Source organism: Pseudomonas peradeniyensis, assembly GCF_014268935.2.
Lineage (GTDB): Bacteria > Pseudomonadota > Gammaproteobacteria > Pseudomonadales > Pseudomonadaceae > Aquipseudomonas > Aquipseudomonas peradeniyensis.
The window spans coordinates 513172-539350 of record NZ_JABWRJ020000005.1 but is presented as its reverse complement, the minus strand read 5'-3'; the positions used below and the strand labels follow the sequence as shown (position 1 = coordinate 539350).

At 64.2% G+C, this 26179-nt stretch carries 21 protein-coding genes; 13 read left to right on the top strand and 8 right to left on the bottom strand.

What is annotated here, in order from left to right; all coding sequences use genetic code 11:
* Positions 1–59: 59 nt before the first annotated feature.
* From HU751_RS26580 to HU751_RS26570, 3 genes are all read right to left on the bottom strand, one after another.
* Positions 60–4613, bottom strand: a complete 4554-nt coding sequence (locus tag HU751_RS26580; RefSeq protein ID WP_186733939.1) for an NEL-type E3 ubiquitin ligase domain-containing protein — start codon at positions 4611–4613, stop codon at positions 60–62.
* A 70-nt stretch (positions 4614–4683) separates the two neighbouring features.
* Positions 4684–5712, bottom strand: coding sequence for an AraC family transcriptional regulator (locus HU751_RS26575; RefSeq protein WP_186733938.1), 1029 nt, complete (start codon positions 5710–5712; stop codon positions 4684–4686).
* A 64-nt stretch (positions 5713–5776) separates the two neighbouring features.
* A complete protein-coding gene (locus tag HU751_RS26570; RefSeq protein WP_186733937.1) occupies positions 5777–6640 on the bottom strand; it encodes a LysR substrate-binding domain-containing protein in 864 nt (287 codons plus the stop codon).
* Positions 6641–6754: 114 nt separating this feature from the next.
* Between HU751_RS26570 and HU751_RS26565 the strand changes: the two genes are divergently transcribed.
* Entirely contained in the window at positions 6755–7861 is a 1107-nt protein-coding gene (locus HU751_RS26565; RefSeq protein ID WP_186733936.1) for a 2-aminoethylphosphonate--pyruvate transaminase, read from the top strand.
* Positions 7862–7895: 34 nt separating this feature from the next.
* Positions 7896–8723 carry a phosphonoacetaldehyde hydrolase gene (phnX, locus tag HU751_RS26560; RefSeq protein WP_186733935.1) on the top strand — a complete coding sequence of 276 codons (828 nt, stop codon included), beginning with the start codon at positions 7896–7898 and terminating at the stop codon, positions 8721–8723.
* A 94-nt stretch (positions 8724–8817) separates the two neighbouring features.
* Here the strand turns inward: phnX and HU751_RS26555 are convergent, their stop codons facing one another.
* Entirely contained in the window at positions 8818–9378 is a 561-nt protein-coding gene (locus tag HU751_RS26555; protein WP_062363610.1) for an NADPH-dependent FMN reductase, read from the bottom strand.
* Between the two features lie 158 nt (positions 9379–9536).
* Between HU751_RS26555 and HU751_RS26550 the strand changes: the two genes are divergently transcribed.
* Entirely contained in the window at positions 9537–9755 is a 219-nt protein-coding gene (locus tag HU751_RS26550) for a hypothetical protein (RefSeq protein WP_028690532.1), read from the top strand.
* On the opposite strand, the gene HU751_RS26545 is transcribed toward HU751_RS26550, so the two are convergent.
* From HU751_RS26545 to HU751_RS26530, 4 genes are all read right to left on the bottom strand, one after another.
* The gene (locus tag HU751_RS26545; RefSeq protein ID WP_186733934.1) at positions 9739–11982 is read right to left on the bottom strand and encodes an Orn/Lys/Arg family decarboxylase; all 2244 of its coding nucleotides are present in this window, start codon (positions 11980–11982) and stop codon (positions 9739–9741) included. The genes HU751_RS26550 and HU751_RS26545 overlap by 17 nt on opposite strands.
* Positions 11983–12142: 160 nt before the next feature.
* Complete coding sequence (gene dnaQ, locus HU751_RS26540; protein WP_186733933.1) at positions 12143–12898, bottom strand: DNA polymerase III subunit epsilon; 756 nt, start codon at positions 12896–12898, stop codon at positions 12143–12145.
* 150 nt (positions 12899–13048) lie between these two features.
* Positions 13049–13495, bottom strand: a complete 447-nt coding sequence (gene rnhA, locus HU751_RS26535; protein ID WP_028690529.1) for a ribonuclease HI — start codon at positions 13493–13495, stop codon at positions 13049–13051.
* A 13-nt stretch (positions 13496–13508) separates the two neighbouring features.
* A complete protein-coding gene (locus HU751_RS26530; protein ID WP_186733932.1) occupies positions 13509–14282 on the bottom strand; it encodes a class I SAM-dependent methyltransferase in 774 nt (257 codons plus the stop codon).
* Between the two features lie 84 nt (positions 14283–14366).
* Between HU751_RS26530 and gloB the strand changes: the two genes are divergently transcribed.
* The 10 genes from gloB to HU751_RS26480 all read left to right on the top strand — a co-directional run bounded on the left by gloB (position 14367) and on the right by HU751_RS26480 (position 26133).
* On the top strand, positions 14367–15146 hold the full coding sequence (gene gloB, locus HU751_RS26525) for a hydroxyacylglutathione hydrolase (protein ID WP_186733931.1): 780 nt from the start codon (positions 14367–14369) through the stop codon (positions 15144–15146).
* Between the two features lie 100 nt (positions 15147–15246).
* Positions 15247–16674: a lytic transglycosylase domain-containing protein gene (locus HU751_RS26520; RefSeq protein ID WP_186733930.1), complete on the top strand. Its 1428-nt coding sequence runs from the start codon at positions 15247–15249 to the stop codon at positions 16672–16674.
* Positions 16675–16867: 193 nt separating this feature from the next.
* Complete coding sequence (locus tag HU751_RS26515) at positions 16868–18700, top strand: extracellular solute-binding protein (protein WP_202892798.1); 1833 nt, start codon at positions 16868–16870, stop codon at positions 18698–18700.
* Entirely contained in the window at positions 18697–20529 is a 1833-nt protein-coding gene (locus HU751_RS26510; protein WP_186733929.1) for an extracellular solute-binding protein, read from the top strand. The genes HU751_RS26515 and HU751_RS26510 overlap by 4 nt, the downstream gene beginning before the upstream one ends.
* Position 20530: 1 nt before the next feature.
* On the top strand, positions 20531–21604 hold the full coding sequence (locus tag HU751_RS26505) for a microcin C ABC transporter permease YejB (protein ID WP_011534684.1): 1074 nt from the start codon (positions 20531–20533) through the stop codon (positions 21602–21604).
* A gap of 1 nt (position 21605) precedes the next feature.
* Positions 21606–22625 (top strand): ABC transporter permease, encoded by a 1020-nt coding sequence (locus tag HU751_RS26500; protein ID WP_028690523.1) that lies wholly within the window; start codon positions 21606–21608, stop codon positions 22623–22625.
* 1 nt (position 22626) lies between these two features.
* Entirely contained in the window at positions 22627–24246 is a 1620-nt protein-coding gene (locus tag HU751_RS26495; protein WP_186733928.1) for an ABC transporter ATP-binding protein, read from the top strand.
* A gap of 73 nt (positions 24247–24319) precedes the next feature.
* The gene (locus tag HU751_RS26490; protein ID WP_186733927.1) at positions 24320–24961 is read left to right on the top strand and encodes a hypothetical protein; all 642 of its coding nucleotides are present in this window, start codon (positions 24320–24322) and stop codon (positions 24959–24961) included.
* A gap of 458 nt (positions 24962–25419) precedes the next feature.
* Positions 25420–25665: a hypothetical protein gene (locus tag HU751_RS26485; protein ID WP_102683700.1), complete on the top strand. Its 246-nt coding sequence runs from the start codon at positions 25420–25422 to the stop codon at positions 25663–25665.
* 198 nt (positions 25666–25863) lie between these two features.
* Positions 25864–26133 carry a DUF3077 domain-containing protein gene (locus HU751_RS26480; RefSeq protein ID WP_186660501.1) on the top strand — a complete coding sequence of 90 codons (270 nt, stop codon included), beginning with the start codon at positions 25864–25866 and terminating at the stop codon, positions 26131–26133.
* Positions 26134–26179 lie beyond the last annotated feature (46 nt).

The following is a 26179-nucleotide window of genomic DNA, read 5'->3' as shown; positions in this document are numbered from 1 at the left end:
TGCACCATCGGTCTGACGATGTTCGCGCCGAGAGGCGCAGCCGGCAATGGCCAAAGCTGTCAATCCGGCTGAGCGGATTCGCCATCCACCGGGTCAAGCTTGCCACCCACTGCCTCCAGGTCCAGCACATCCTGGGTGAGCGTGACCATCAAGGTGCGCTCACTGGCCTCACGCTCCACCGCCACGGCATTGCAGGCCTTCAGGTACGCATCGCTGCTCAAGGCCTGCTCGTCCAGCGCGGCAAGCTTTTCAACGTACTCTTCGTCATGCTGGGCAAAGAGCGCGCCATGCCGCACTTTCAGGTAGTCCCGCCAGAACTCGCGATTGGCCAGACTCTGCACCAGGTGCCCATCCGTCTCGTCCGCCAGCACCGCGTTGACCGCTCGCTCCTTCAACGAAGGCGTGATATCCGCTACCGCCCCGTACAGCATCGACCTGGGCTGCCCGATCAGACCAAGCGTGTCGGTCAACTCGACGCGCAAGCCGAGCACGACCTCCAGTTCATCGACATCACGCCCCGACACCTCCCGCAGCATCACCTCCTCCCTGGCAAACTCGTCCAGCCGGTCCAGGCGGAACAGTGAGCGCCCCAGTTTCAGCAACTCGTCACCGTTCTCCCCTACCTTGCCCTCTATTTCGGCATGGTGGACCAGCGCCCGCATCCACAGCCTGCTGAAGCGCTCCGCGACGCTGTCGTGGCAGGTGAGCTGGATGCCAGCATGGGTGAAAAGGTCGTCGCGCAACACGCTGTCGCTGTCGACCTCCTCGATCAACTGCCAGACCTGCTCGCCCAGGTACTTGGGGGCCTGGAGAAAATCCTGGGTTCTGGTGAGATTGGCCAGCAACTGGAACAATTGCGTGCTGCCGTCGAGTTGCTGCACGCGCTGCCACATGACGCGCCGCTGCGCACGCCCTTTCGACTCCCCCGTCTCGAGCCAGCGCTGCATGGGGTCGACAACCTCCGGCAGCTGTGCATCGACAGGTTCTTCCGCGTCCCCGGCCATGAATGCGGTCAAGGTAGGCAATGGCAATGGATTGCCGTCCAGATTCACGCGACGCCTGAAGGCGCGCGAAGTCGCCATCAGGCCATTGGGAATCGTGGAAATCAGGTTGAAGCGCAGATCGGCCAGGATCAGTTGAGCGCATTGCTCGATACCTGCCGGCACGCCCCGCAGCGAGCATCGGTTCACCCTGAGGAACTGCAATTCGGTGAGCCGAGAGAAATCCAGGTCGAGCGAACGTAGCGGATTGAAGTCGAGCACCAGTGTCTCCAAACCGTCGAGACTGGACAAGGTCGCGGCGTCTGCGGCGCTCATCTGGATCCGGTTAGACCTCATTTCCAGCCTCCTGAGCTTGGGCAACTGGGCGATCTGCGCAGGCACCGAAGTCAGCAGGTTGTTGTTCAAGCTCAGGGTTTCCAGGGAGTCGAAGCACCCCAGAAACAGCGGCGACATACTCATCAGGTCCATGCCGGACATGCGCAGCTCGAAGATGTGTCCCATGTCGACTTCCGCAGGCAGGTCCGGCAACGAGCCGACACGCCAGCCTTCGATGCTCAGGATACGCCCGACCCGTCCCTCGCTCCGGCTGCGAACGATTTCCCCCTCATGACGCCAGGCACTGCGCAGGCGATTGGAGAACTGCCGGCGACGGTTGCGTACCCCACGGCTGCGCGGCTCACGCTCCCAGGCACTCAGCGTATCGTCCAGGTAGGTGAAGTTGGTTTCCTGGCTCAGAAGTTCCTCGATGGCATCCCCGGTGCGCAATTGCCACTCCTGGATCATCCTGTCCACCTCGACGACGCTGAGCGAGGGATAGAGCGCCCGGGCGCGCTGGCGAAGGGTATCCATGGAGCCCGCTCGACGAGAAAGGGAACCGCCAAGGGTGTAGCCGACTCGCCCGTCGGGCAGACGCCTGCCAGGGTTGAACCAGGGCGCCGCCGACCGCCAGCCCAGTCGGCTGATAACGGCCTCCCGGGTTTTCGGCAACACGCCGATAACCGCCTGTCGCAACTGCTCGGCCGGCGCCAGGTCGGTGAGCTTGAGTGCCTGCTTCCCTTCACGCCCCAGCAGACCGACCAGTGCCTGAAACAAGCCGCCGGGCGCGTCTATGTCCTGCTCCAGCGCCATGCCCTCGGGGTCGTAGAGGTGAAACTGCCCCGACCGCCAGACCAGCACGGTGCGGCTCGCACGCGGGCCGCCAGGATCCAGCACGCCGATCAATCGGCCAAAAGCCGAGCCTTCGCGCAGTTCCAGGTTCAACGATGCTGGCCAGTTGGCGACCCTGGGCAGCAGGGCCAGCACCAGTTCACCGGTCTCGTCACTGTAGCTGGTGTCCAGCAGGAGGCCTTCCAGGGCACGCGTCAACCGCGCTTGTCCAAGCAGTGCGCGGACCTGCTTGAGGATCGCCATCGGCAGCCGCGACTCGCTGATGGCCACCCGTCGCAGCATCGAGTCGGCGCTTTGCACCGCTTCGGTGGCATAGGCCAGGGGCAAGCCGGGAAACTCGTTTTGCATCTGCTGCAGCAGTGCGTCCGCGGCGGGCTCATCGTCCGGCAAGGCCTCCAGCGGGTCCTCGGCGAGCAACAGGTCCTCCGCGAGGTGCTTCTGCAACGCCTCACGCAACTCGTAGCGTCGCGTCAGCAACTGCCTGCCGATGGCCTGGTCATCCAGCGTGTGCATGTCCGCACAGGCCCTGCACCATGCCAACACCTGGGAGTCCTCCAGGATGGCGCCTGGTTTCTCCAGGGCGCTGAACAGCGCCGAAACCCGATTCGCCGCCATATAGCGCCTCAAGGTATCCCGCAAGCCGATCGGTGCCGGGCGGTTTTCCACCAGCACGCCGCGCAGCGCCTCCTTGTCGACGCCGGCGACCCGCAGGATCCGCCCGGCGGTGTCGGCGGACAGCGGCGGATCCAGCGGCCACAGGCGATTGAGCATCTGGGTGCTGTCATCCCACTCCAGAGGCCGCTCCAGGCGAATGCGCCAGCAACGCTCGCCATTGAAGTCGACCGGTGGCCCATAGGCATCCTGGCGCTCGGCATGACGCAGACGCCAGGGCTTGCCGGGTGCCTCCCGTTGCAACTCGTAGTACTTGTCGTCGGCGCGCAACCAGCGTCGAGCGCCTTTGCCATACAGGCCATTGTCCAGCAAGCGTGCCGCTCCCGGGTCCGACTCGTACACCTGCAGGTCGGCCTGCCAAAGACGCGCGCCCTGACCCGTCCTGACCGGATCCAGCAAGTCGACGAACGAACTGCGCTTGAACACCTTCGCCAGCACCGTCGCACCCGCGGCGGTGGCGGCGGTGATCGCCACGGTCTCGGCGACAGCGAACAGGTGCTCGAGGGCTTCATGCTGGTGCCCCTTGCTCCAGTCGACAACGCCCTCATAGACATGCGCCAGGGTGTCCACCACCAAGGTCGCGAACAGCGCGACACCGACGATCGGGATTCCCAGGCCGGCCAGTCCCAGCACGCTGAAACCGACCTCCGACCAGACCGCCAGGCGCTCGTTGGCGGCACGCTGATCGGCGTCCGCGTTCGAGACCAGCAGCAGCTTGCCATCGTCTTTGAACCGTGCGACCTGGGTATTGGCCAAGGTGATGAAGATGTCCTGCCCTGAAGTGGCGCCCTCCAACTGCAGGTCAGGCACATCATCGCTCAGGCGCATTTCCAGCAATTGACTGAACGCGGACCGGTCACGCAGGCGAATCCGTTCACGGAAATCCCGACGGATATCGGCGTTATCCAACTCGGTCGCCAGCGCCTGCTCCATCAACGTGGACGAATCGAAGTAGCGCAGGGAGTTCTGCCCGTCATCGGGCACGTACAGGATCACCCCCTGGTTCGCGCCCTCCTCGTCGCGCAACTGGATCTTCAGGGCGTTCTCGACGGTGTGACCGAGCATGCGCAGCTCGCCGGCGCTTGCGAAGCATCGCTGGCCCGGCTGATCCATCCTGCCGCTCGACAATTGGTGCAAAGCCACGTGTTGCTCGGCAGTGATCCCGGCACGACACAAGGCCAGCTCGCACATCAAGACAAACGCGGCACGTTTGTGCTCGGCGAGCAATGCCCGATTGGCCTGGCTCAGCACCCGCCCGATCAGTGCCTGGTACTGCTTGCCCAGGTCCAGCTTGCGACAACTGCCTGCAACGACTTCCGGACTTGCCAGGACACTCGATGCGCCGGTGTTCACCAACCCCGTGGCGACAAAGTACGAGGCCCCGGCGGGAAAGTTCTGCATCAAACGCAGCCGCGCCGGCGAACGCAGTTCGCGTGGCTCGACACTTGGCGTGGACAGGATCGGCGTCACCCCGTACCACGCGTCGATCCACTCCAGGGCATCCAGTGCAGGGGCATTGGGCAACTGGGTCTTGAGCATCGCCTGGAAATGCTGTTCGGCGAACTGCTGCGCCGACACCAACTCGACAGTCGCCTGCGCCAGGCGCTGACGGCTGCTTTCATGGGCCTGGAACGCCTTGTGCAGCGCCCTCAGACGTTCCAGGGAGGCTTGCGTGAACCAGTCCGGCAGTCTTGCGCCAACAAACTTGTCCAGCAGTGCGCGCAGCTGCTCGTTCCTGGCGGCTTCGGTTGGCAGGAGGGTGTTCGAATTCATGCTGTAAGGACCTTGTGCTTGGAGGTGCCTTACAGTGAACATGCCATCAAAACCGCTTCAGCGGGAAAGCTCACCCACCCGCTACGCCCCCTTCGTGCATGACCAGCGAACGGTAATGTCCTGGGTTGCAGCCGAACCACTTGCGAAACGCCTTGTAGAACGAACTGCTGTCGGCGAAGCCCAGGCGTTCAGCGATATCGCCCAACCCCAGCCGCGCCTCGGCCAGCCAGGCAATGGCCAGCTCCCGACGCACGCCATCCTTGATGCCCTGGTAACTCTGGCCCTCTTCCGACAGGCGTCGACGCAACGTTGACACCGACATGTGCAGGTTGACGGCCACCTGCTCGGCGTCCGGCCAGGCGCCCGGCGGCATCTCCAGCAAGCGGTGGCGGATCTGCCGGGCCAGGCTGGCCGGGTCGCGAAACTTGACCAGGATGTTGCCTGGGGCCTCGGCCAGGAAACGCTGCAACTCCTCGTCACTGCGCCTGACCGGCAGCTCCAGGCATTCGGCGGCGATGATCATCCGCGTGCGCGGGCGCTCGAACTGCAGGTTCTCGGAGAACATCACCCGGTAGTCGTCGCAGAACGGCGGCTCGGCGCAACGCAGGTCGATGGCCAGGATCGGGATGCGCCGCCCGGCCAACCAGCAAGCCAGTCCGTGCACGATCATCCAGAAGGTGAAATAGGTGAACGCCCGGCGCGGCGTCTCGCCGGGCTCGTTGATGACGATCTCGGCCAGGCTCTGCTGCCGCACCAGGCCCGGTTGCAGGTCTTCGAGCATCAGCGACAGGAACGCCAGCAGGTTGTCCAGGGCCGCGCCCAGGGTCGGCTGGGCCATGGCGCTGCGGGCCATGAAGGCCAGGCTGCCGCTGCGCAGGCCGCGCCGGTCCATGGCGAAGAACTCGTCGTTGCAGCGCCGCGCCAGCAGGCGCCAGAGCCGGGCATAGGACTCTGCCGTCACCCGCGCCTCGGGCAGGTCCAGCTGCTCGGCCGCGATCCCGGCACGGGCCAGCAGCCCGGCATCGGGTTCGCCGGCCGGGCAGGTCTGCAACAGGGCCTCGCGCACCAGTTGCATGGAAATGGTGTCCTTCTCGCTCATCGACAATCCAGTCTGCGCTGTGGCGGCCATCTTAGGCCGCCACGGGGAAAACGTCAGCCGCCAATCACTGGCCGGCGGCCAGGCCCAGGAACGCCTGGATCAGGCGCAGCTCGCGGCGGCGCTCCAGGCAACCGACCATGTGCTGGTTGACCAGGCCCTGGCCAGCCAGGGGACGGGCCACCACCCGAGGGTCATGGGCCACCTCGGTCGAGGACACCACGCCGATGCCCAGTTCCGCCGCCACCGCCTCGGTGACCGCTTCGCGGCTGTCCAGTTCAAGCAGCACCCGCGGCTGCACGCCCGCGTCGCTACAGGCCTTGTCGAAGGTGCGCCGGGTCGTCGAGCTGGGCTCGCGCAGCACCATGATCTGCCTGTCCAGCTCGGCCAGCGGCAAGTCTCCCCCGGCACCCGCCCACGCATGCCCCACGGGCAGCAGCGCGCACAACCGCGATTCACACAAGGCCTGCAGGTGCAGGCCCTTGCGCGGCTCGATCTCGGTCAGCACGGCCACATCCGCATGTTCCGACAGCAACGCGGCCAGGGTTTCCTGGGCATTGCCCAGGCGCAGGTTGACGGTGATGCCGGGGTAGCGTTCGCGCAACTGCGCCAGCATCGGCATCACCCGGTGCGGGCCGTCCGCCGCCACCTCCAGGCGCCCGGTCAGCAACTGCCGATTGGCCTCGAGCATGGCCTGGGCCTCCTCGGCCAGGCCGAACATGGCCCGGGTGATGGCCGCCAGGCGCGTGCCCTCCTCGGTCAGCTCAACCCGCCGGGCGGTGCGGCGCAGCAAGGTGATCTGGTAGTGCTCCTCCAACGCCTTTACATGCCCGGTCACCGCCGGCTGGCTGATGAACAGGCGCTCGGCGGCGCGGGTGAAGCTGCCCTCGCGGGCGACGGCGTCGAAAGCGCGGAGCTGGAACAGATTCATATCTATCGGCCTGACTTATGGCTGGCATATCTACAAACAATTTGATTGATGACACAGCGAATTGCAACCTAGCCCCACTAGTTTCCAGCCCACCGCATAGTGAGGAACCACGGAATGAGCAACGCCCCGATCCTGCTGACCCCCGGTCCACTGACCACCTCGATCCGCACCCGCCAGGCCATGCTCGTGGACTGGGGCTCGTGGGACCGCGACTTCAACCAGCTGACCGCCAGCGTGTGCGAACAACTGCTGGCCATCATCGACGGCAGCGCCAGCCACCACTGCGTGCCCCTGCAAGGCAGCGGCACCTTCGCCGTCGAGGCCGCCATCGGCACCCTGGTACCCCGTGACGGCAAGGTCCTGGTGCTGATCAACGGCGCCTACGGCCAGCGCCTGGCGAAGATCTGCAAGGTGCTAGGCCGCGCCTACAGCACCTTCGAGACCGCCGAGGACCAGCCGACCACCGCCGCCGACGTCGACCGCCTGCTGGCCGCCGACCCTGCCGTGACCCATCTAGCGCTGATCCACTGCGAGACCAGCACCGGCATCCTCAACCCGCTGCCCGAGATCGCCCAGGTGATCCAGCGCCACGGCAAGCGCCTGATCATCGACGCCATGAGCTCGTTCGGCGCGCTGCCGATCGATGCCCGCCAGGTCCCCTTCGAAGCGCTGATCGCCGCCTCCGGCAAGTGCCTGGAAGGCGTGCCGGGCATGGGCTTCGTCTTCGCCGAGAAAGCCGCCCTGGCTGCCGCCGAAGGCAACGCCCACTCCCTGGCCATGGACCTGCACGACCAGCACGCCTACATGGCCAAGACCGGCCAGTGGCGCTTCACCCCGCCGACCCACGTGGTCGCCGCCCTGCACGAAGCACTGCAGCAATACAACGAAGAGGGGGGACTGCCCGCCCGCCACCAGCGCTACGCCGACAACTGCAAGACCTTGCTCGACGGCATGGCGAAGATCGGCCTGCAGAGCTTCCTGCCAGCCGCAATCCAGGCACCGATCATCGTCACCTTCCACGCGCCGAAGGATCCGCGCTACCAGTTCAAGGACTTCTACGAGCGGGTCAAGGCCAAGGGCTTCATCCTTTACCCGGGCAAGCTGACCCAGGTCGAGACCTTCCGCGTCGGCTGCATCGGCGTGGTCGGTGCCGACGGCATGCAGGCCGCCGTCAATGCCGTGGCCGACGTGCTGCGGGAAATGGAAGTGCTGGACATCTGACCCCCTGCCCACCCAATCCAAGGAAAACGCGCACATGAACTACAGCAACCCCACCCAGCTGCAAGCCGCCATCCTCGACTGGGCCGGCACCGTGGTCGACTTCGGCTCGTTCGCCCCGACCCAGATCTTCGTCGAAGCCTTCGCCGAGTTCGACGTGCAGGTGTCCATCGAAGAAGCCCGTGGCCCGATGGGCATGGGCAAGTGGGACCACATCCGCACCCTGTGCGACGTGCCGGAGATCGCCGAGCGCTACCGCAAGGTGTTCGGCCGCACGCCGACCGACGACGACGTCACAGCCATCTACGAGCGCTTCATGCCGCTGCAGATCGAGAAGATCGCCGTGCACTCGGCGCTGATCCCCGGCGCCCTGGACACCCTGACCGGGCTGCGCAAGGACGGCCTGAAGATCGGTTCCTGCTCGGGCTACCCGAAGGTGGTGATGGACAAGGTGGTCGAACTGGCCGCGCAGAACGGCTACGTGGCCGACCATGTGGTGGCCACCGACGAGACGCCGAATGGTCGCCCGTGGCCAGCCCAGGCACTGGCCAACGTGATTGCCCTGGGCATCGATGACGTGGCTGCCTGCGTGAAGGTCGACGACACCGTGCCGGGGATTCTCGAAGGCCGCCGCGCCGGGATGTGGACCGTGGCGCTGGTGTGCTCGGGCAATGCCCTGGGGCTGACCTGGGAAGGCTACCGGGCGTTGAGCACGGAGAAACTGGAGAGCGAGCGCAAGCGGATCCATGGGATGTTCGCCGCATCGCGGCCGCACTACTTGATCGATACCATCAACGAGTTGCCCGAGGTGATTGCCGATATCAATCGGCGATTGGCCAAGGGGGAGATGCCGCAGAGCGCATGATGTCGAAAAACATCGCGGGGCAAGCCCGCTCCCACGCCCCAGCATACATGTCGTCTGGCGTGGGAGCGGGCTTGCCCCGCGATGCCTTTGGAGATCAAACTGCCCGATTGAGCTTCACCCACGATGCAAACCTGTCGATAAAGCCTTGCAGGAACGGCCGGGTCTTGTCATTGAGCTTGCCGCTGTCATCGAACAGCGTCGCCGCCCCGCCGATATACGCCTCGGGCATCTGCATGCACGGCATGTCGAGGAACACCAGCGACTGGCGCACCGCATGATTGGCGCCGAACCCGCCGATCGCCCCCGGCGACACGCTGGCCACCGCCGCCGGCTTGCCGCCCCACACACTCTGCCCATAGGGCCGCGATCCCACGTCGATGGCATTCTTCAACCCGCCCGGTACCGAACGGTTGTACTCCGGGGTGACGAACAGCACTGCGTCGCTACGGCGGATCTCGTCGCGAAAATGCTTCCACGCCTCGGGGGCGCCCTCGGCCTCGACATCTTCGTTGTACAACGGCAGGTCGCCGATCTCGACGATCCGCAGGGCAAGGCTGGACGGCGCCAGCTCAGACAGCGCGCGGGCCACCTTGCGGTTGTAGGACTCCTTGCGCAAGCTGCCGACGACAACCGCAACCGAATAGACCTGGCTCATGGCGTTTTGCAACCTCTGCTCTGGGAATGGGACCAGTTAGTTATAGATGACCGTTCCTCGGCTTCCCGGTTTTTTTCCATTCGGCTGAAAACTTCCCGGGCGTTTCACTGGTCTATGCCTACAGACATTTCCTACACGATTCAGAGGTTTCCACCTAAATGGCAGCAGTAATGGTCGGCCAGTTCCACGCCCGCGACGCCGAAGGCCGTATCTACCCCGTCCACGAATTCCAGGAATCCACCCTGCAGGCCGACGGCAGCACCCTCGGCGCGCCGGTCACCAGCTATCGGCTGGCCATCGGCGACCGCGTCAACCACCTGGGCGACGACCGCTTCGAGCTGGCCCAGACCGGCGTCGAGATCATCCGCATTCCTTGACGCAATCGACGGTGTACAGCGTCCCCTCGCGCTGCAGGCCATGCACGTCGGCGACGAAGCCCGGGAAGCCCTGGTCGAAGGCCCGGGCGCAATCCAGGTAGACCAGGATCGAGCGGGTCGCCTCGGTGAAGCGCTCGCCCGGCATGATCAAGGGGATTCCCGGCGGATACGGCACCAGCATCACCGCCGCGACCCGGCCCAGCAGTTGCTCGATCGGCACCGCCTCCACCTCCCCGCGCACCATCCGGTCATAGGCCTCGGCAGGCGTCATCGCCACCTCGGGCAAACGGGTGAACAGCAACTTGAGCTGCCTGGACGTGGCATTGCCACGATAGAAGGCATGCAGTTGCTGGCACAGGTCGCGCAGCCCCAGCCCCTGGTAGCGTGAAGGCTGCGGCGTTACCACGCTGGGCAGGCAGTCGGCCAGCGCGGTATTGGCGTCGTAGTGGCGCTTGAACTCCAGCAGTTCGGTGAGCAGCGTGCTCCACTTGCCCTTGGTGATGCCCATCGAGAACAGCACCAGGAAGCTGTACAGGCCAGTCTTCTCCACCACCAGCCCCCGCTCCCACAAAAACTTGCTGACCACTGCAGCCGGAATGCCCTGCTCGCCCGCGCCGCCACCGGCCCCGGGCATCACCAGGGTGACCTTGAGTGGGTCAAGCAGCACGTAGTCGTCGCTCAGTTCGGCAAAGCCATGCCATTCGGCACCCGGCTGCAGCAGCCAGTCCGCCGCCTCCAGGCGCTCACCGCCCTGGGCCTGTGGCGGCTGCCAGATGCTGAACCACCAGTCGTCGACGGCGATGTGCTCGCGCAGGTTGGCCAGCGCCCGGCGAAAGCTCAGAGCCTCGTCGAACATCTCCTGCAGCAGCGAACGCCCGGCCGGGCCTTCCATCATCGCCGAGGCCACGTCCAGCGAGGCGAGGATGCTGTACTGCGGCGAGGTGGAGATATGCATCATGAACGCTTCGTTGAAACGGTCGCGGTCCAGCTGGCGGGAGGCGCCGTCCTGCACATGGATCATCGACGCCTGGCTGAAGGCGGCCAGCAGCTTGTGGGTGGAATGGGTGCTGAACAGCAGCGGCCCTTCATCGCCGCGTGGCGTGCCCATGGCATAGCGGCCGGCGAAGAATTCATGGAAGGCGGCGTAGGCGAACCAGGCCTCGTCGAAGTGCAGCACCTCGACACTGGCGCCGAGGGTCTGCTTGATCAGCCCGGCGTGGTAGCACAGCCCGTCGTAGGTGGAGTTGGTGACCACCGCCAGCTTGATCGTCGCCGGCCGCCCCTGAGCCAGCGGATGGGCCTGGATCTTCGCCTGGATCGACGCCGGGGTGAACTCGCTGAGCGGAATCGGCCCGATGATGCCCAGCTCGTTGCGCTCCGGGCTCAGGTAGAGGGGGATGGCGCCGGTCATGATGATCGCGTGCACCACCGACTTGTGGCAGTTGCGGTCCACCAGCACCAGGTCACCGCGCCCGACCATGGCGTGCCAGACGATCTTGTTGGCGGTGGAGGTGCCGTTGATGACGAAGAAGGTATGGTCGGCGCCGAAGTTGCGCGCCGCCCGCGCCTCGGCGGCGGCCAGGGGGCCGGTGTGGTCGAGCAGCGAACCCAGCTCGGGCACCGACACGGACAGGTCCGAGCGCAGGGTGTTCTCGCCGAAGAACTGGTGGAATGCCTGCCCCACCGGGCTCTTGTGATAGGCCACGCCGCCGCCGTGGCCCGGCGTGTGCCAGGAATAGTTCGACTGCGCGGTGTGTTGCACCAGGGCCTTGAAGAACGGTGGCAGCAGGCCGTCGAGGTAGCTGTGCGCGGCCCGTGCCACCTGGCGGGCGAGAAAGGGCACGGTGTCTTCGAACAGGTAGAGGATGCCGCGCAGCTGGTTGAGCTCACCCATGGCCTCGGCCGGGGCGTTTTCCAGAGTGACCTGCTCGCCCAGGGCGAAGATCGGCAGGTTGGGTGCGCGCAGCCGAGCCAGGCGGATCAGCTCGGCCATGTTCTGCAGCAGGCGGCTGTTGTCGCCGACACCCTCGGCGGCGATCAGCATGCAGGCCAGGCCGTGGTGAGTGGCGGCCACCAGGCGCGCCTCGGCCTGGTCGGCGGCGGCGAGGATGGCAAAGCCGTCCCTGGCCAGTTCGTCGGCGATGCCGCGCACCCGTTCGCCGGCGACACTGTCGGCCTTGATCGCCCGGTGGACGATGAGGATGGGGAACTGGAGGTCCTTGTACATCGGGCGGCTACCTCTGCGGGCTTTTCCCTCAGGGTAGTTGATGCCATCGCGGGGCAAGCTCGCTCCCACGCCAGCCCTTAAAAAGTTATCAAGGGCTGGCGTGGGAGCGGCGGTTCGCCGCTGCGACTTGCCCCGCGATAGGGCCGGTACTTTCTTTAGATCAGCTGGCGGTCGGCTCGGTCAACGCCTGCCACATCGCCGGCCCACCGGCTGACTTCGCGACGGCCGCCAAGCGCTCTGCATGGGCCTCGAGCTCTTCCTCGCTAGCCATGATCACCTTACCTGCCGCACGGCCGGTAATCCGACGGATCTCGCTGCCGGTACTGGCCTGCCCATCCTCGCCCTGCGCGCCATCCCCCGCCAGCGACAGGCTGGTCTGGCCGCCGGTCATCGCCAGGTAGACGTCGGCCAGCAGTTCCGAGTCGAGCAAGGCGCCGTGCAGTTCACGGCCAGAGTTGTCGATACCGTAGCGTTTGCACAGCGCATCGAGGCTGTTGCGCTGCCCCGGATGGCGCGAGCGCGCCATCATCAGGGTGTCGAGGATCGGGCAGTGCTGTGAGATGTCGGCGCGGTCCTGCTGGCCGATCAGCGCGAACTCGTTGTTGATGAAGCCGACGTCGAACGCCGCGTTGTGGATGACCAGGGTGGCGCCCTGGATGAACTCGAAGAACTCCTCGGCCACATCGCCGAAACGCGGCTTGCCGACCAGGAAGGCGTCGGTGATGCCGTGGACGTTGATCGCGCCCTCGTCACTGTCGCGGTCAGGCTGCAGGTAGACGTGAAAATGCCGCCCGGTCAGGCGCCGGCCCACGACCTCGACGCAACCGATCTCGATGATGCGGTGGCCTTCGGCCACCGGCATGCCGGTGGTCTCGGTGTCGAGGATGACGAACCGTTTGTCTTGCTGCTGCTCCACGCGGGGACTCCAACTGGCGGTGCTTGAATTCGGGGTGGGAGTATACCGAAATCGGGGCCGCTTTGCGGCCATCGCGGGGCAAGCCCGCTCCCACGCATACAGTGCTCACCCTGTGGGAGCGGGCTTGCCCCGCGATGGCCCGCAACACAATCAACGCTGGGCGCGTACTTCGTCGACCCCACGATTGGCCAACTGGTCAGCCCGCTCGTTACCCGGGTGGCCGATATGCCCGCGCACCCACTTCCAGGTCACCTTGTGCCGGTTGACCTGTTCATCGAGGGCCATCCACAGGTCGGCGTTCTTCACCGGCTCCTTGGCGGCGGTTTTCCAGCCGCGCTTCTTCCAGTTGGTCATCCACTCGTTGATGCCCTTCATCACGTACTGGGAGTCGGTGGTCAGCACCACCTCGCACTCGCGCTTGAGCGCCTTCAGGCCCTCGATCGCGGCCATCAGCTCCATGCGGTTGTTGGTGGTCTCACGCTCGCCGCCCCACAGTTCCTTCTCGACGCCCTTGAAAACCATCAGGACGCCCCAGCCGCCCGGGCCGGGATTGCCCTTGCAGGCACCATCGGTGTAGATCTCGACGCTATCGCTCATGTACCACTCGTGTTCAGTGCTTTTCGGAATCGGGGTGGGTGGCGCTGCGGTTGACCTTGGCCAATGGCAGCGGCAGCAGCTTGCCCATCGGCTCGCGGCGTTCAAGGCGCAGCGGCCGCAGGCCGACCACCATCTTGCGCGCCACCAGCAGGTAGACGCCGCCCCCGGCGCTCTGCCAACCCCCGGCCACCCGCTCCCAGCCGGCCAGACGCTGCTGCCAGGCCGGCGAGGCAAGCGGCGGACGATAGCACCCGAAGCGGCGTTTCTCCAGCGCGAAGCCCAGCAGGTTGAGCCAGTCGCCGACCCGCGAAGGCGAGATGCAGCGGGCCTTGCGCAAGGCGCCCTGGCTGAAGAAATGCCGCAGGCCCCAGCTGCTCCACGGGTTGATGCCGACGATCAGCAGGTGACCGCCCGGGCGCACCGCGCTGGCCGCCTCGCGCAGCAGGCCATGGGGCGACAGGCTGAAGTCCAGGCCATGCTGCAGCACCACCACGTCGGCGGCATGCTCCGACAACGGCCAGGCCTGCTCCTCGCAGACGATCTCCACCCCCGGCAACGGCGCACCGAGGCGCACGTTGCGCTGCACCTGTGGCGCATTGGGCGGGGGTTCGGCGCAGGGGCCGTAGTGCACCAGGTAGCCACCGAAGAACCGTCGCAGCTCTTCTTCAAGCAACTTTTCCTCTTCCTTGAGCATCAACTGCCCAAGCGGGCCACTGAACCAGTCGCGGGCCAGGCTGATGAGCTCGACCCAGTCGGGGTCGGCCTGGGCGAAGGCTTGGTCGGTCATTGCGTTCTCCCTCGAAGGTTCTCCGGCCGCGCCATCGCGGCTAAGATGCCCCCAATGTCCAGGCTTGGCGATACGGATCCGCACATGATACAGATCGATGCCCTACCCGCTTTCAACGACAACTACATCTGGTTGTTACAGGATACTGCCAATCGCCGCTGCGCAGTGGTCGATCCCGGCGATGCCGGGCCGGTGCTCGCCTGGCTCGGCCAGCATCCCGACTGGGCGCTGGAGGCGATCCTGGTCACCCACCACCACCATGACCACGTCGGCGGCGTCGAAGCCCTGAAGCAGGCCAGCGGCGCCACCGTCTACGGCCCGGCCAGCGAACGCATCCCGGCCCGCGACGTTGCCCTGGAGGACGGCGCGCAGGTCCAGGCACTGGGCCTGACCTTCGAAGTCATGGCCATGCCCGGCCACACCTTGGGGCACATCGCCTATTACACTGCGCAATCGCCTACGCCGCTACTGTTCAGTGGCGACACCCTGTTCGCCGCCGGCTGCGGCCGCCTGTTCGAAGGCACGCCCGAGCAGATGCACCACTCGCTGCAGCGCCTGGCCGCGCTGCCCGCAGAGACCGAAGTGTACTGCGCCCACGAGTACACCCTGAGCAACCTGCGCTTCGCCCGCGCCGTGGAACCGGAAAACCCGCACGTTCTGCAACGCTTCGAAGACGTTACCCGCCTGCGCGCCGACAATCGCATCAGCTTGCCCTCCACCATCGGCCTCGAGCGCCTGACCAACCCGTTTTTGCGTACCGCTGAAACATTCGTTAAACAAAAAGCAGACGAATGGAAGGGACATTCCAACCCCACCCAAGCCACTGTTTTTGCTGCCTTGAGGTCTTGGAAGGACGTGTTCTGATAACCTCAAGATATATCGTGACATAAGCCCAAAGGTTGACCCGGCCGGGGCCGGTTTCTAGAATCGCCCAACTTTTTTGCCCGGATAACCGTTCCAGCCGATGTCTTCCCCTAGCCGCAGAACCGCTCATTCGGTCGCCCTGACGCGACTGGCACAGATCAGTGCACTGGCGCTGGCCGCCACCCTGGTCGGCTGCCAGAGCACCCGTCAGCTCGACGATTCGGACAGCGTTCGCGCGCACAACTACCAGGCGCGGATCAAGCACAAGCCCGCGCCGCTGGTGGTCAAGCCCAAGGAAGCGCCGCCACAGGACGTCTGGGAACGCATGCGCCAGGGCTTCACCCTGCAGGACGGCATGGACGTCAACCCACGCATCGAACAGCAACGCCTGTGGTTCGCCAGCAACCCGTCGTTCCTCGAGAACGCCGGCGAGCGCGGCAGCCTCTACCTGCACTACATCGTCGAGCGCCTCGAAGAACGCGACATGCCGCTGGAGCTGGCCCTGCTGCCGGCCATCGAGAGCGCCTACAACCCGATGGCCTACTCCCGCGCGCACGCCGCCGGCATGTGGCAGTTCATCCCGTCCACCGGGCGTCACTTCAAGCTGCGCCAGACCAACTTCTATGACGGCCGTCGCGACGTCACCGCCTCGACCAACGCCGCGCTGGACTACCTGAACCGCCTGCACGACATGTTCAACGGCGACTGGCTGCTGGCCCTGGCGGCCTACAATGCCGGAGAAGGCACCGTCAGCCGCGCCATCGAGCGCAACGAGCGCCTGGGCCTGCCGACCGACTACTGGAACCTGCCATTGCCGCAGGAAACCCGCGACTACGTACCCAAGCTGCTGGCCCTGTCGCAGGTGGTCAACACCCCGGCCGCCTACGGGATCAACCTGAACCCGATCGCCAACGAACCCTATTTCGAAGCCGTCGCCATCAACGACCGCCTCGACCTGTCCCGCGTCGCGGCCTTCGCCGACATCGACGAAGACGAGCTGATCCAGCTCAACCCCGCCTTCAAGAAGCGCATGACCGTGGATGGCCCGCAGCAATTGCTGGTGCCCACCGCCAAGGCGCAGCTGCTGAGCGACCGCATGTCCAACCTCAAGCCCGAGGAACTGGTCGCCCTGCAGCCGAACAAGGCCGTGTTCCAGGCCGCCCTGGCCGATGCCAAGGCACCGGCCGCACGCAGCTACCGGGTCAAGCGTGGCGACAACCTGGGCAGCATCGCCAAGGCCAACCGTGTCGCGGTCAAGGACATCCAGCGTTGGAACAGCCTACGCGGCAACAGCCTCAAGGTCGGCCAGGTGCTGGCCCTGCGTGGCGGCAACGCGCCGAGCGCGGCGGCCAACCGCGTGGCCGATGCCAAGCAACGCTCCACCCAGTACAAGGTGCGCAAGGGCGACTCGTACTACCTGGTGGCCAAGCGTTTCAACGTCGAGATGAAACACCTCAAGCGCTGGAACCCGCGTAGCGGGCATGCGCTCAAGCCGGGGCAGACGCTGACCGTCTACCTGTCGCGTTGACAGCCCAATCGCGGGGCAAGTCGCAGCGGCGAACCGCCGCTCCCACGCCGATCGTGACCTGGCGTGGGAGCGGGCTTGCCCCGCGATGCTTTGAAGGCTGAAGCAAAGCCCCGCGCCCTACCCTTTTTCCATTCCAGACAAGCTGTTACTGTACCCCGAACCAAGCCCAACGCCTTCTGGATCGGATGCCGACTTGATACGTCCCCTCCTGCTGTCTCTCAGCCTGGCCTTGAGCTTCCCCGCCGTCGCGATGGTGAGCGAAAGCCACGGATACGCGCAGTTCGGCACGCTCAAGTACCCGGCCAGCTTCACCCACTTCGACTGGGTCAATCCGCAAGCCCCGAAAGGCGGCACCTTGCGGGCCATGGCCTTCGGCACCTTCGACACGCTCAACCCCTACACCTTCAAGGGCTCGAGCCCGGTCACCACGCCCAACTTCCTGCAGTACGGCATCAACGAGCTCAACGAGCCGCTGATGGTTGGCACCGGCATGTACGACCCCTCCGGCGACGAGCCCACTTCCAGCTACGGCCTGATCGCCCGTTCCGTCGAGTACAGCGAGGACCGCAGCTGGGTGGTGTTCAACCTGCGCCCCGAAGCGCACTTCCACGACGGCGTGCCGATCACCGCCGCCGACGTCGCCTTCAGCTACCGCACCCTGCTCAAGGACGGCCACCCGATCTACCGCACCAACCTGCAGGAAGTGGCCCGGGTCGACATCCTCGGTCCGCTGCGCATCCGCTTCGTGTTCAAACGCGCCGGCAACCCGTTGCTGATCCTGCGCCTGGGCGAGATGCCGGTGCTGCCCAAGCACTACTGGGAAAAGCGCGACTTCAAGGCCACCACCTTCGAGCCGCCGCTGGGCAGCGGCCCCTACCGCATCAGCGAGGTGCAACCGGGCCGGCGCCTGGTGTTCGAACGGGTGAAGGACTACTGGGGCAAGGACCTGGCCGTGAACCGCGGCAAGTACAACTTCAAGCGCGTCGAATACGAGTTCTACCGTGACGCCACCGTGGCCTTCGAAGCGTTCAAGGCCGGTGAGTTCGACATCTATATCGAGCACCAGGCGAAGAACTGGGCCAACGGCTACACCTTCCCCGCCGTGCGCCGGGGCGAGGTGATCAAGGCGCAGATCCCGCACCAGATCCCCACGCAGACCCAAGGCCTGTTCATGAACAGCCGCCGTGCCGCGTTCAGCGACCCACGGGTGCGCCAGGCGCTGGGCCTGATGCTCGACTTCGAATGGACCAATCGCGCCCTGTTCAACGGCGCCTACCGGCGCGCCACCAGCTACTACCCCAACAGCGAGTTCACCGCCAGCGGCCTGCCCACCGGCAAGGAGTGGCTGCTGCTCAAGCCGTTCCGCGACCAGTTGCCCGAAAAGCTGTTCACCCAGCCCTACCAGGTCAGCCACACCGACGGCAGCGGCATCAGCCGCGCGGCCCTGCGCCAGGCCCTCGACCTGTTCGCCCAGGCCGGCTGGAAGCTCAACGGCCAGCGCCTGGTGGACGGCAAGGGCCAGCCATTCCGTATGGAACTGCTGCTGGTGAACCCGAACCTCGAACGCATCCTGCAACCTTATGTCGAAAATTTGGCCAGCATCGGCATCGATGCGCGCTTGCGCACCGTCGACCGCGCCCAGTACAAACAACGGCTCGACCAGTTCGATTTCGACATGATCCTGATGACCCTGAACCAGACCCTGAGCCCGGGCCTCGAACAGTGGCTGTATTTCCATTCGAGCCAGGCCGCCACCAAGGGCAGCAAGAACTATGCTGGCGTGAAGGACCCGGTGGTCGACCACCTGCTCGACACCCTGCTCGCCGCCCGCAGCCGCGATGACCAGATCGCCGCCGCGCGCGCCCTGGACCGCGTGCTCTCATGGCAGTACTACATGATCCCCAACTGGTACCTCGACAATCACCGCCTGGCCTACCGCAACCGGTTCGCCTTTGTCACCACGCCGCCCTACACCCTCGGGCTGAACAGCTGGTGGATCAAGAAGACTTCGGAGAAAGCCAAATGACGCCGACCCTGCGCCGCCTGGCCGCCAGCCTGCTGCTGGCCTGCCTCACGCTCCCGGCCGTGGCCGCCCCGCAACACGCCCTGACCCTGTACGGCGAAGCGCCGAAATACCCGGCCACCTTCAAGCACTTCGACTTCGTCAACCCCGACGCGCCCAAGGGCGGCACCTTCCGCCAATCCAGCTTCGGCGGCTTCGACAGCCTCAACCCGTTCATCAACAAGGGCGTGCCCGCCGACAACGTCGGCAGCATCTACGACACCCTGATGCGCCAGAGCCTGGACGAGCCCTTCACCGAGTACGGCCTGGTGGCCGGCAAGATCGAAAAGGCCCCCGACAACAGCTGGGTGCGCTTCTACCTGCGCCCCGAGGCGCGCTTCCACGACGGCCACCCGATGCGCGCCGAGGACGTGGTGTTCACCTTCAACGCCCTGATCAAGGACGGCGCGCCGCTGTACCGCCAGTACTATGCCGACGTCGCCGAAGTGGTCGCCGAAGACCCGCTGAAGGTGCTGTTCAAGTTCAAGCACAGCAACAACCGCGAGCTGCCGCTGATCCTCGGCCAACTGCCGGTGCTGCCCAAGCACTGGTATGCAAACCGCGACTTCAACCGCGGCAACCTGGAAATTCCGCTCGGCAGTGGCCCGTACAAGGTCGCCGAGGTGAAGGCCGGCCGCTCGATCCGTTACGAGCGGGTGAGGGACTACTGGGCCAAGGACCTGCCGATCAACCGCGGCTTCTACAACTTCGACGTGATGACCTTCGACTCCTACCGCGACAACACCGTCGCCCTCGAAGCCCTCAAGGCCGGCCAGTTCGACTACGGCCTGGAAGTCAGCGCGAAGAACTGGGCCACCGCCTACGATGTGCCCGCCGTGCGCGACGGCCGCCTGATCAAGGAAGAGATCCCCAACGGCAACCCGGTGGGCATGCAGGGCTTCATCTTCAACCTGCGCAAGCCGATGTTCCAGGACATCCGCGTGCGCCACGCCATCAGCCTGCTGATGGACTTCGAGTGGACCAACAAGCAGCTGTTCAACGGCGCCTACACTCGCACCGGCAGCTACTTCGAGAACTCCGAGATGGCCGCCAGCGGCCTGCCCTCGCCCGCCGAGCTGAAGATCCTCGAACCGCTGCGCGGCAAGGTGCCCGACGAGGTGTTCAACGGCGCCTTCCGCAACCCCGTCACCGACGGCAGCGGCATGATCCGCGACCAGCAGCGCCAGGCCTACAAGCTGCTGCAGGACGCCGGCTGGAAGATCGTCGACGACAAGATGGTCGACAAGGACGGCAAGCCGCTGAGCATCGAGTTCCTGCTGGCCCAGACCCAGTTCGAGCGCGTGCTGCTGCCATTCAAGCGTAACCTCGCGGACCTGGGCATCAACCTCGAGATCCGCCGCGTGGACGTATCGCAGTACATCACCCGCCTGCGTTCGCGGGACTACGACATGATCGTCGGCGGCTTCGCGCAATCGAACTCGCCCGGCAACGAGCAGCGTGAATACTGGAACAGCGCCGCCGCCGACAACCCCGGCAGCCGCAACTTCATCGGCCTGCGCGACCCCGCCATCGACCAGTTGGTGGAACAGCTGATCAACGCCGATTCGCGCCAGAGCCTGGTCGACCACTGCCGCGCCCTGGACCGGGTGCTGCTGTGGGGCTACTACGTGATCCCCAACTGGCACATCAAGACCTCCCGCGTGGCCTACTGGAACCACATCGGCCACCCCGCCGTGTCACCCAAGTACGACATCGGCATCGACACCTGGTGGATCAAGCCCGACGTCACGCCTGCCGTGAGCGAAGCCCCCGCCGTGGAAGAGGCCCACTGACATGCTGGCCTATATCCTGCGGCGCCTGCTGCTGATCATCCCGACCCTGTTCGGCATCCTCATCATCAACTTCATCATCGTCCAGGCCGCCCCTGGTGGCCCGGTCGAGCAGATGATCGCCAAGCTCGAAGGCTTCGACGGCGCCACCAGCCGCATTGCCGGTGGCGGCGCCGAAGTCTCGGTGGCCGGCTCCAACTACCGCGGCGCGCAAGGGCTGGATCCGGCACTGATCGCCGAGATCGAGCGCATGTACGGCTTCGACAAGTCGGCGCCCGAGCGGCTGTGGATCATGGTCAAGAACTACGCCCAACTGGACTTTGGCAACAGCTTCTTCCGCGACGCCAAGGTCATCGACCTGATCGCCGAGAAGATGCCCGTGTCCATCTCGTTGGGGCTATGGAGCACGCTGATCATGTACCTGGTGTCGATCCCCCTGGGGATCGCCAAGGCCGTGCGCCACGGCAGCCATTTCGACGTATGGACCAGCTCGGCGATCATCGTCGGCTACGCCATCCCCGCGTTCCTGTTCGCCATCCTGCTGATCGTGCTGTTCGCCGGCGGCAGCTACTTCGACTGGTTCCCGTTGCGCGGGCTGACCTCCAACAACTTCGACGAGCTTTCCACCACCGGCAAGGTCCTCGATTACTTCTGGCACCTGGTGCTGCCCATCACCGCGCTGGTGATCGGCAACTTCGCCACCATGACCCTGCTGACCAAGAACAGCTTCCTCGACGAGATCAACAAGCAGTACGTGGTCACCGCCAAGGCCAAGGGCCTGAGCCGCTCGCGGGTGCTGTACGGCCACGTGTTCCGCAACGCCATGCTGCTGGTGATCGCCGGCTTCCCCTCGGCGTTCATCGGCATCTTCTTCACCGGTTCCTTGTTGATCGAGGTGATCTTCAGCCTCGACGGCCTGGGCCTGATGAGTTTCGAAGCGGCGATCAACCGCGACTACCCGGTGGTGTTCGGCACCTTGTTCATCTTCACCCTGCTCGGTCTTGTGGTGAAGCTGATCGGCGACCTCACCTACACCCTGGTCGATCCGCGCATCGACTTCGCCAGCCGGGAGCACTGACATGGCCCTGTCCCCCCTCAATCGTCGGCGCTTCGAGCGCTTCAAGGCCAACCGCCGCGGCTGGTGGTCGCTGTGGATCTTCCTGGTGCTGTTCGTGCTGAGCCTGGGCGCCGAGTTCATCGCCAACGACAAGCCGATTGCCGTGCGCTACGACGGCGAGTGGTACTTCCCCGCCTTCAAGCGCTACCCCGAGACCACCTTCGGCGGCGAGTTCCCGCTGGAGGCCAACTACAAGAGCCCGTACATCCGCGAGCTTCTGGAAAAAAAGGACGCCTTCGTGCTGTGGGCGCCGATCCCCTACAGCTACCAGAGCATCAACTACGACCTGAAGGTGCCGGCCCCCGCGCCGCCTTCCACCGACAACCTGCTGGGCACCGACGACCAGGGCCGCGACGTGCTGGCCCGGGTGATCTACGGCTTCCGCATCTCGGTGCTGTTCGCCCTGACGCTGACCATCGCCAGCTCCATCGTCGGCGTGATCGCCGGCGCCTTGCAGGGCTTCTACGGCGGCTGGGTCGACCTGGCCGGCCAGCGCTTCCTGGAGATCTGGTCCGGCCTGCCGGTGCTGTACCTGCTGATCATCCTTGCCAGCTTCGTGCAGCCCAACTTCTGGTGGTTGCTGGGCATCATGCTGCTGTTCTCGTGGATGAGCCTGGTGGACGTGGTGCGCGCCGAGTTCCTGCGCGGGCGCAACCTCGAATACGTGCGCGCCGCCCGCGCGCTGGGCATGCGCAACGGCCCGATCATGTTCCGCCACATCCTGCCCAACGCCATGATCTCGACCATGACCTTCATGCCGTTCATCCTCACCGGCGCCATCGGCACCCTCACCGCCCTGGACTTCTTAGGCTTCGGCCTGCCTGCAGGCTCGCCGTCGCTGGGCGAACTGGTCGCCCAGGGCAAGTCCAACCTGCAAGCCCCCTGGCTGGGCATCAGCGCCTTCGCCGTGCTGGCGGTGATGCTGAGCCTGCTGGTATTCATCGGCGAATCCGCCCGCGACGCCTTCGACCCGAGGAAATGACATGAGCCAAGACACCCTGATCGAAGTCCGCGACCTGGCGGTGGAGTTCGTCACTGGCGAGCAGGTCAACCGCGTGGTCGACGGCATCAGCTTCGACATCCGCAAGGGCGAGACCCTGGCCCTGGTCGGCGAAAGCGGCTCGGGCAAGTCGGTGACCGCCCATTCGATTTTGCGCCTGCTGCCCTACCCGCTGGCCCGGCATCCGAGCGGCACCATCCAGTACGGCGGCAAGGACCTGTTGCACCTGGGCGAGAAGCCCATGCAGCGCATTCGCGGCAACCGCATTGCGATGATCTTCCAGGAGCCGATGACCTCGCTGAACCCGCTGCATAGCATCGAGAAGCAGATCAACGAGATCCTGTTGCTGCACAAGGGGCTGACCGGCAAGGCCGCCACGGCGCGCACGCTGGAGCTGCTGGAGCTGGTTGGTATTCCCGAGCCGAAGAAGCGCCTGAAAGCCCTGCCCCATGAGCTGTCCGGTGGCCAGCGCCAGCGGGTGATGATCGCCATGGCCCTGGCCAACGAGCCCGAACTGCTGATCGCCGACGAGCCCACCACGGCGCTCGACGTGACCGTGCAGTTGAAGATCCTCGACCTGCTCAAGGAACTTCAAGCGCGCCTCGGCATGGCCCTGCTGCTGATCAGCCACGACCTCAACCTGGTGCGCCGCATCGCCCACCGCGTGTGCGTGATGCAGTGCGGCAAGATCGTCGAGCAGGCCGATTGCGCCACGCTGTTCAGCAAGCCGCAGCATCCGTATACGCAGATGCTGATCAACGCCGAGCCCAGCGGCGCGCCTGCCGCGAATGCCGAAGGGGCGCCGTTGCTGGAGGTGAAGGACCTGAAGGTGTGGTTCCCGATCAAGAAGGGGCTGCTGCGCCGGACCGTGGACCATGTGAAGGCCGTGGATGGGGTGAACTTCAGCCTGCCACAGGGGCAGACGCTGGGGATCGTTGGCGAGAGTGGGTCGGGCAAGTCCACCTTGGGGCTGGCCATCCTGCGGTTGATTTCCAGCCAAGGCGGCATTCGCTTCCATGGGCAGAATCTTGAGGGGCTGAACCAGAAGGCCGTGCGGCCGCTGCGGCGGGAAATGCAGGTGGTGTTTCAGGATCCCTTTGGCAGCCTGAGCCCGCGCATGTGCGTGGCGGATATCGTTGGCGAGGGGTTACGGATTCACAAGATCGGCACGCCGGCTGAGCAGGAAGCGGCGATTATTGCGGCGTTGGAGGAAGTGGGGCTGGATCCGAGGACGCGGCATCGGTATCCCCATGAGTTTTCTGGCGGGCAGCGGCAGCGGATTGCGATTGCTCGGGCGTTGGTGTTGAAGCCGGCGCTGATTTTGCTGGATGAGCCGACCTCGGCGCTGGATCGGACGGTGCAGCGGCAGGTGGTTGAGCTTTTGCGGAATTTGCAGGTTAAGTACAACCTGACTTATCTGTTTATCAGTCATGACCTGGCGGTGGTGAAGGCGTTGAGTCATCAGTTGATGGTGATCAAGCATGGGCAGGTGGTGGAACAGGGGGATGCGGGGGCGATATTTCATGAGCCGAAGCATGGGTATACGAGGCAGTTATTGGAGGCGGCGTTTCTTGGAGGCAACAACCAAAACCTAGTTCAGTAAAGATCAAATGAAGTATTACCAAACGACTTAACAGACAGCCATAAGGGCAAGCACCTTGATATCGCTTAGAAAAATGGGCACCCGGAATACATTTATTATTTTTGGAATAATTCTACTTACCCCTATAGCAATTTATGCCTGGCAATTCGGGATCGGAATATGGAAAACGCATGACGACTGGGCAAAAATGGGGAGCGCGCTAGGAGGAATCTATGCACCCATACTTTCTGCGCTAACACTTTACATGATTTATCGGCAACTTAGACTTCAAGCAGTCATACACTTAGATCAGATGGACTGGCAAAAGCTGCAGACCTCTCGAAACCATGGGGTATTCTTATGCGAAAAAATCAAGGACATCATCTCTTCGCATCACGGAATGCGAAGATTTTTAGACACGCTTGAAGAAACCCAACCACACAAAAAAATATCAAAAGAAGATTACCTCACCTTTGTAGGCAAAGACGAAACATCGATGTTATTATATCAACTAATCACATTAATGCGTAAACTTAGATTCTGTGAAACTGGAAAAGAGATCAGATTTCATCTACATGGCTTAGCACTGGCCTCGATCGGAGCTGAATTACTGAATAGTTTTGAAATTCGCCTGTGCAGATGGCACGACATGGACCACAAAGACTTTAACAGAGACCTTTGCGTATTCACAGACCAGTCAGACCTCGACACCCTGCAACAGCTAAGACAAAGATAAATACAAGCAGGCGCAAAACCAGAAAAACACAGCCACGAGTGAAAACTCAATAGCTCCATAATATACCCTACTGCAATCTTTAACCGACTCCACCAGCGGCTTTAAAAGCAAATCTGCTCATGACTTTTCAACTGCCGTGCCAGCAGAGCTCTGCCCCGCGCTTAAGATTCAGTTTTATCCCCTTCCTTGTAGTCCATTTCCCAAATATTCTCTTATCGCTTTTTTCCGTTGCGACTGCTCCTGCATCACCTTAGTCTCGGCAAGTCGCTGAAATCAGCGATCGGCTTTGACAGGCCGCCGCGGCAAATTGCATGCAGCAGCCCTTATGGCAGCTGTACGTGCGGGCACGCTTGCGTGCGCCGGAGCTTGCAATTTCCGCCGGTCTGTCAACCCACGTACAGCTGCCACCCTACTGTTTGACAGCAGGCAGGTGGCCGCACCACTAAAGGGAAGTTGCTATGTTAAAGATCGTTCCAGATCCACCTCACAACCACCACTCCCTCGAAGACACCATCATCCAGGCCACGGAGTACGCCCTCTGCGCGCAGACCGTGGCGCATCAGGCTGTTCTGCTGCATCCCAAGTCGCCCGTGTCGATTCTGGTCCTGGCTGCGATGCATGAAATGGAGGCGCTGCGGGTGCTGCTCGAATCGGCGTTGATTCAGGTGCAGATGCCGCAGGTGGAGCCTCGGACTTTGCACTAGGGCTTAAGTCATTTGTTGGCTGGGCTGACGCAATCGCGGGGCAAGCCCGCTCCCACGCTGTAATCCAAACACGCTGTGATCCATCGCTGCGATCCACGCGCAGCACCCCACATGCGGCGTGATACATGTACCCGTGGGAGCGGGCTTGTCCCGCGATTGCGCAAGCCCAGGCACCGATCATTTCAGGGAGATTGAGCCATGAGCACAGACGACACCACGCCCCACACCACGGTGGGCAAGACCAAGTTCTACCAGGGTGAAGGGCATACCGACCCGCTGTTCTGCATCGAACCCGGCATCCCTTGCCAGCACGCTCGGGAACAGGCTTCGGAGTTGATGGGCTGCGTGTGCGACCTGACCATCACCGGGATCATGGAGGACAAGCCTCAGCTGATCTGGGCGTCGTATTACCTGAGCGCGCTGGCCAAGGCGCTGATGGATGATGCGGAGTTGGGGATGAAGCACTGACCTCTAGGTACATGCGGACTCTGTAGGAGCGGCCTTGTGCCGCGAA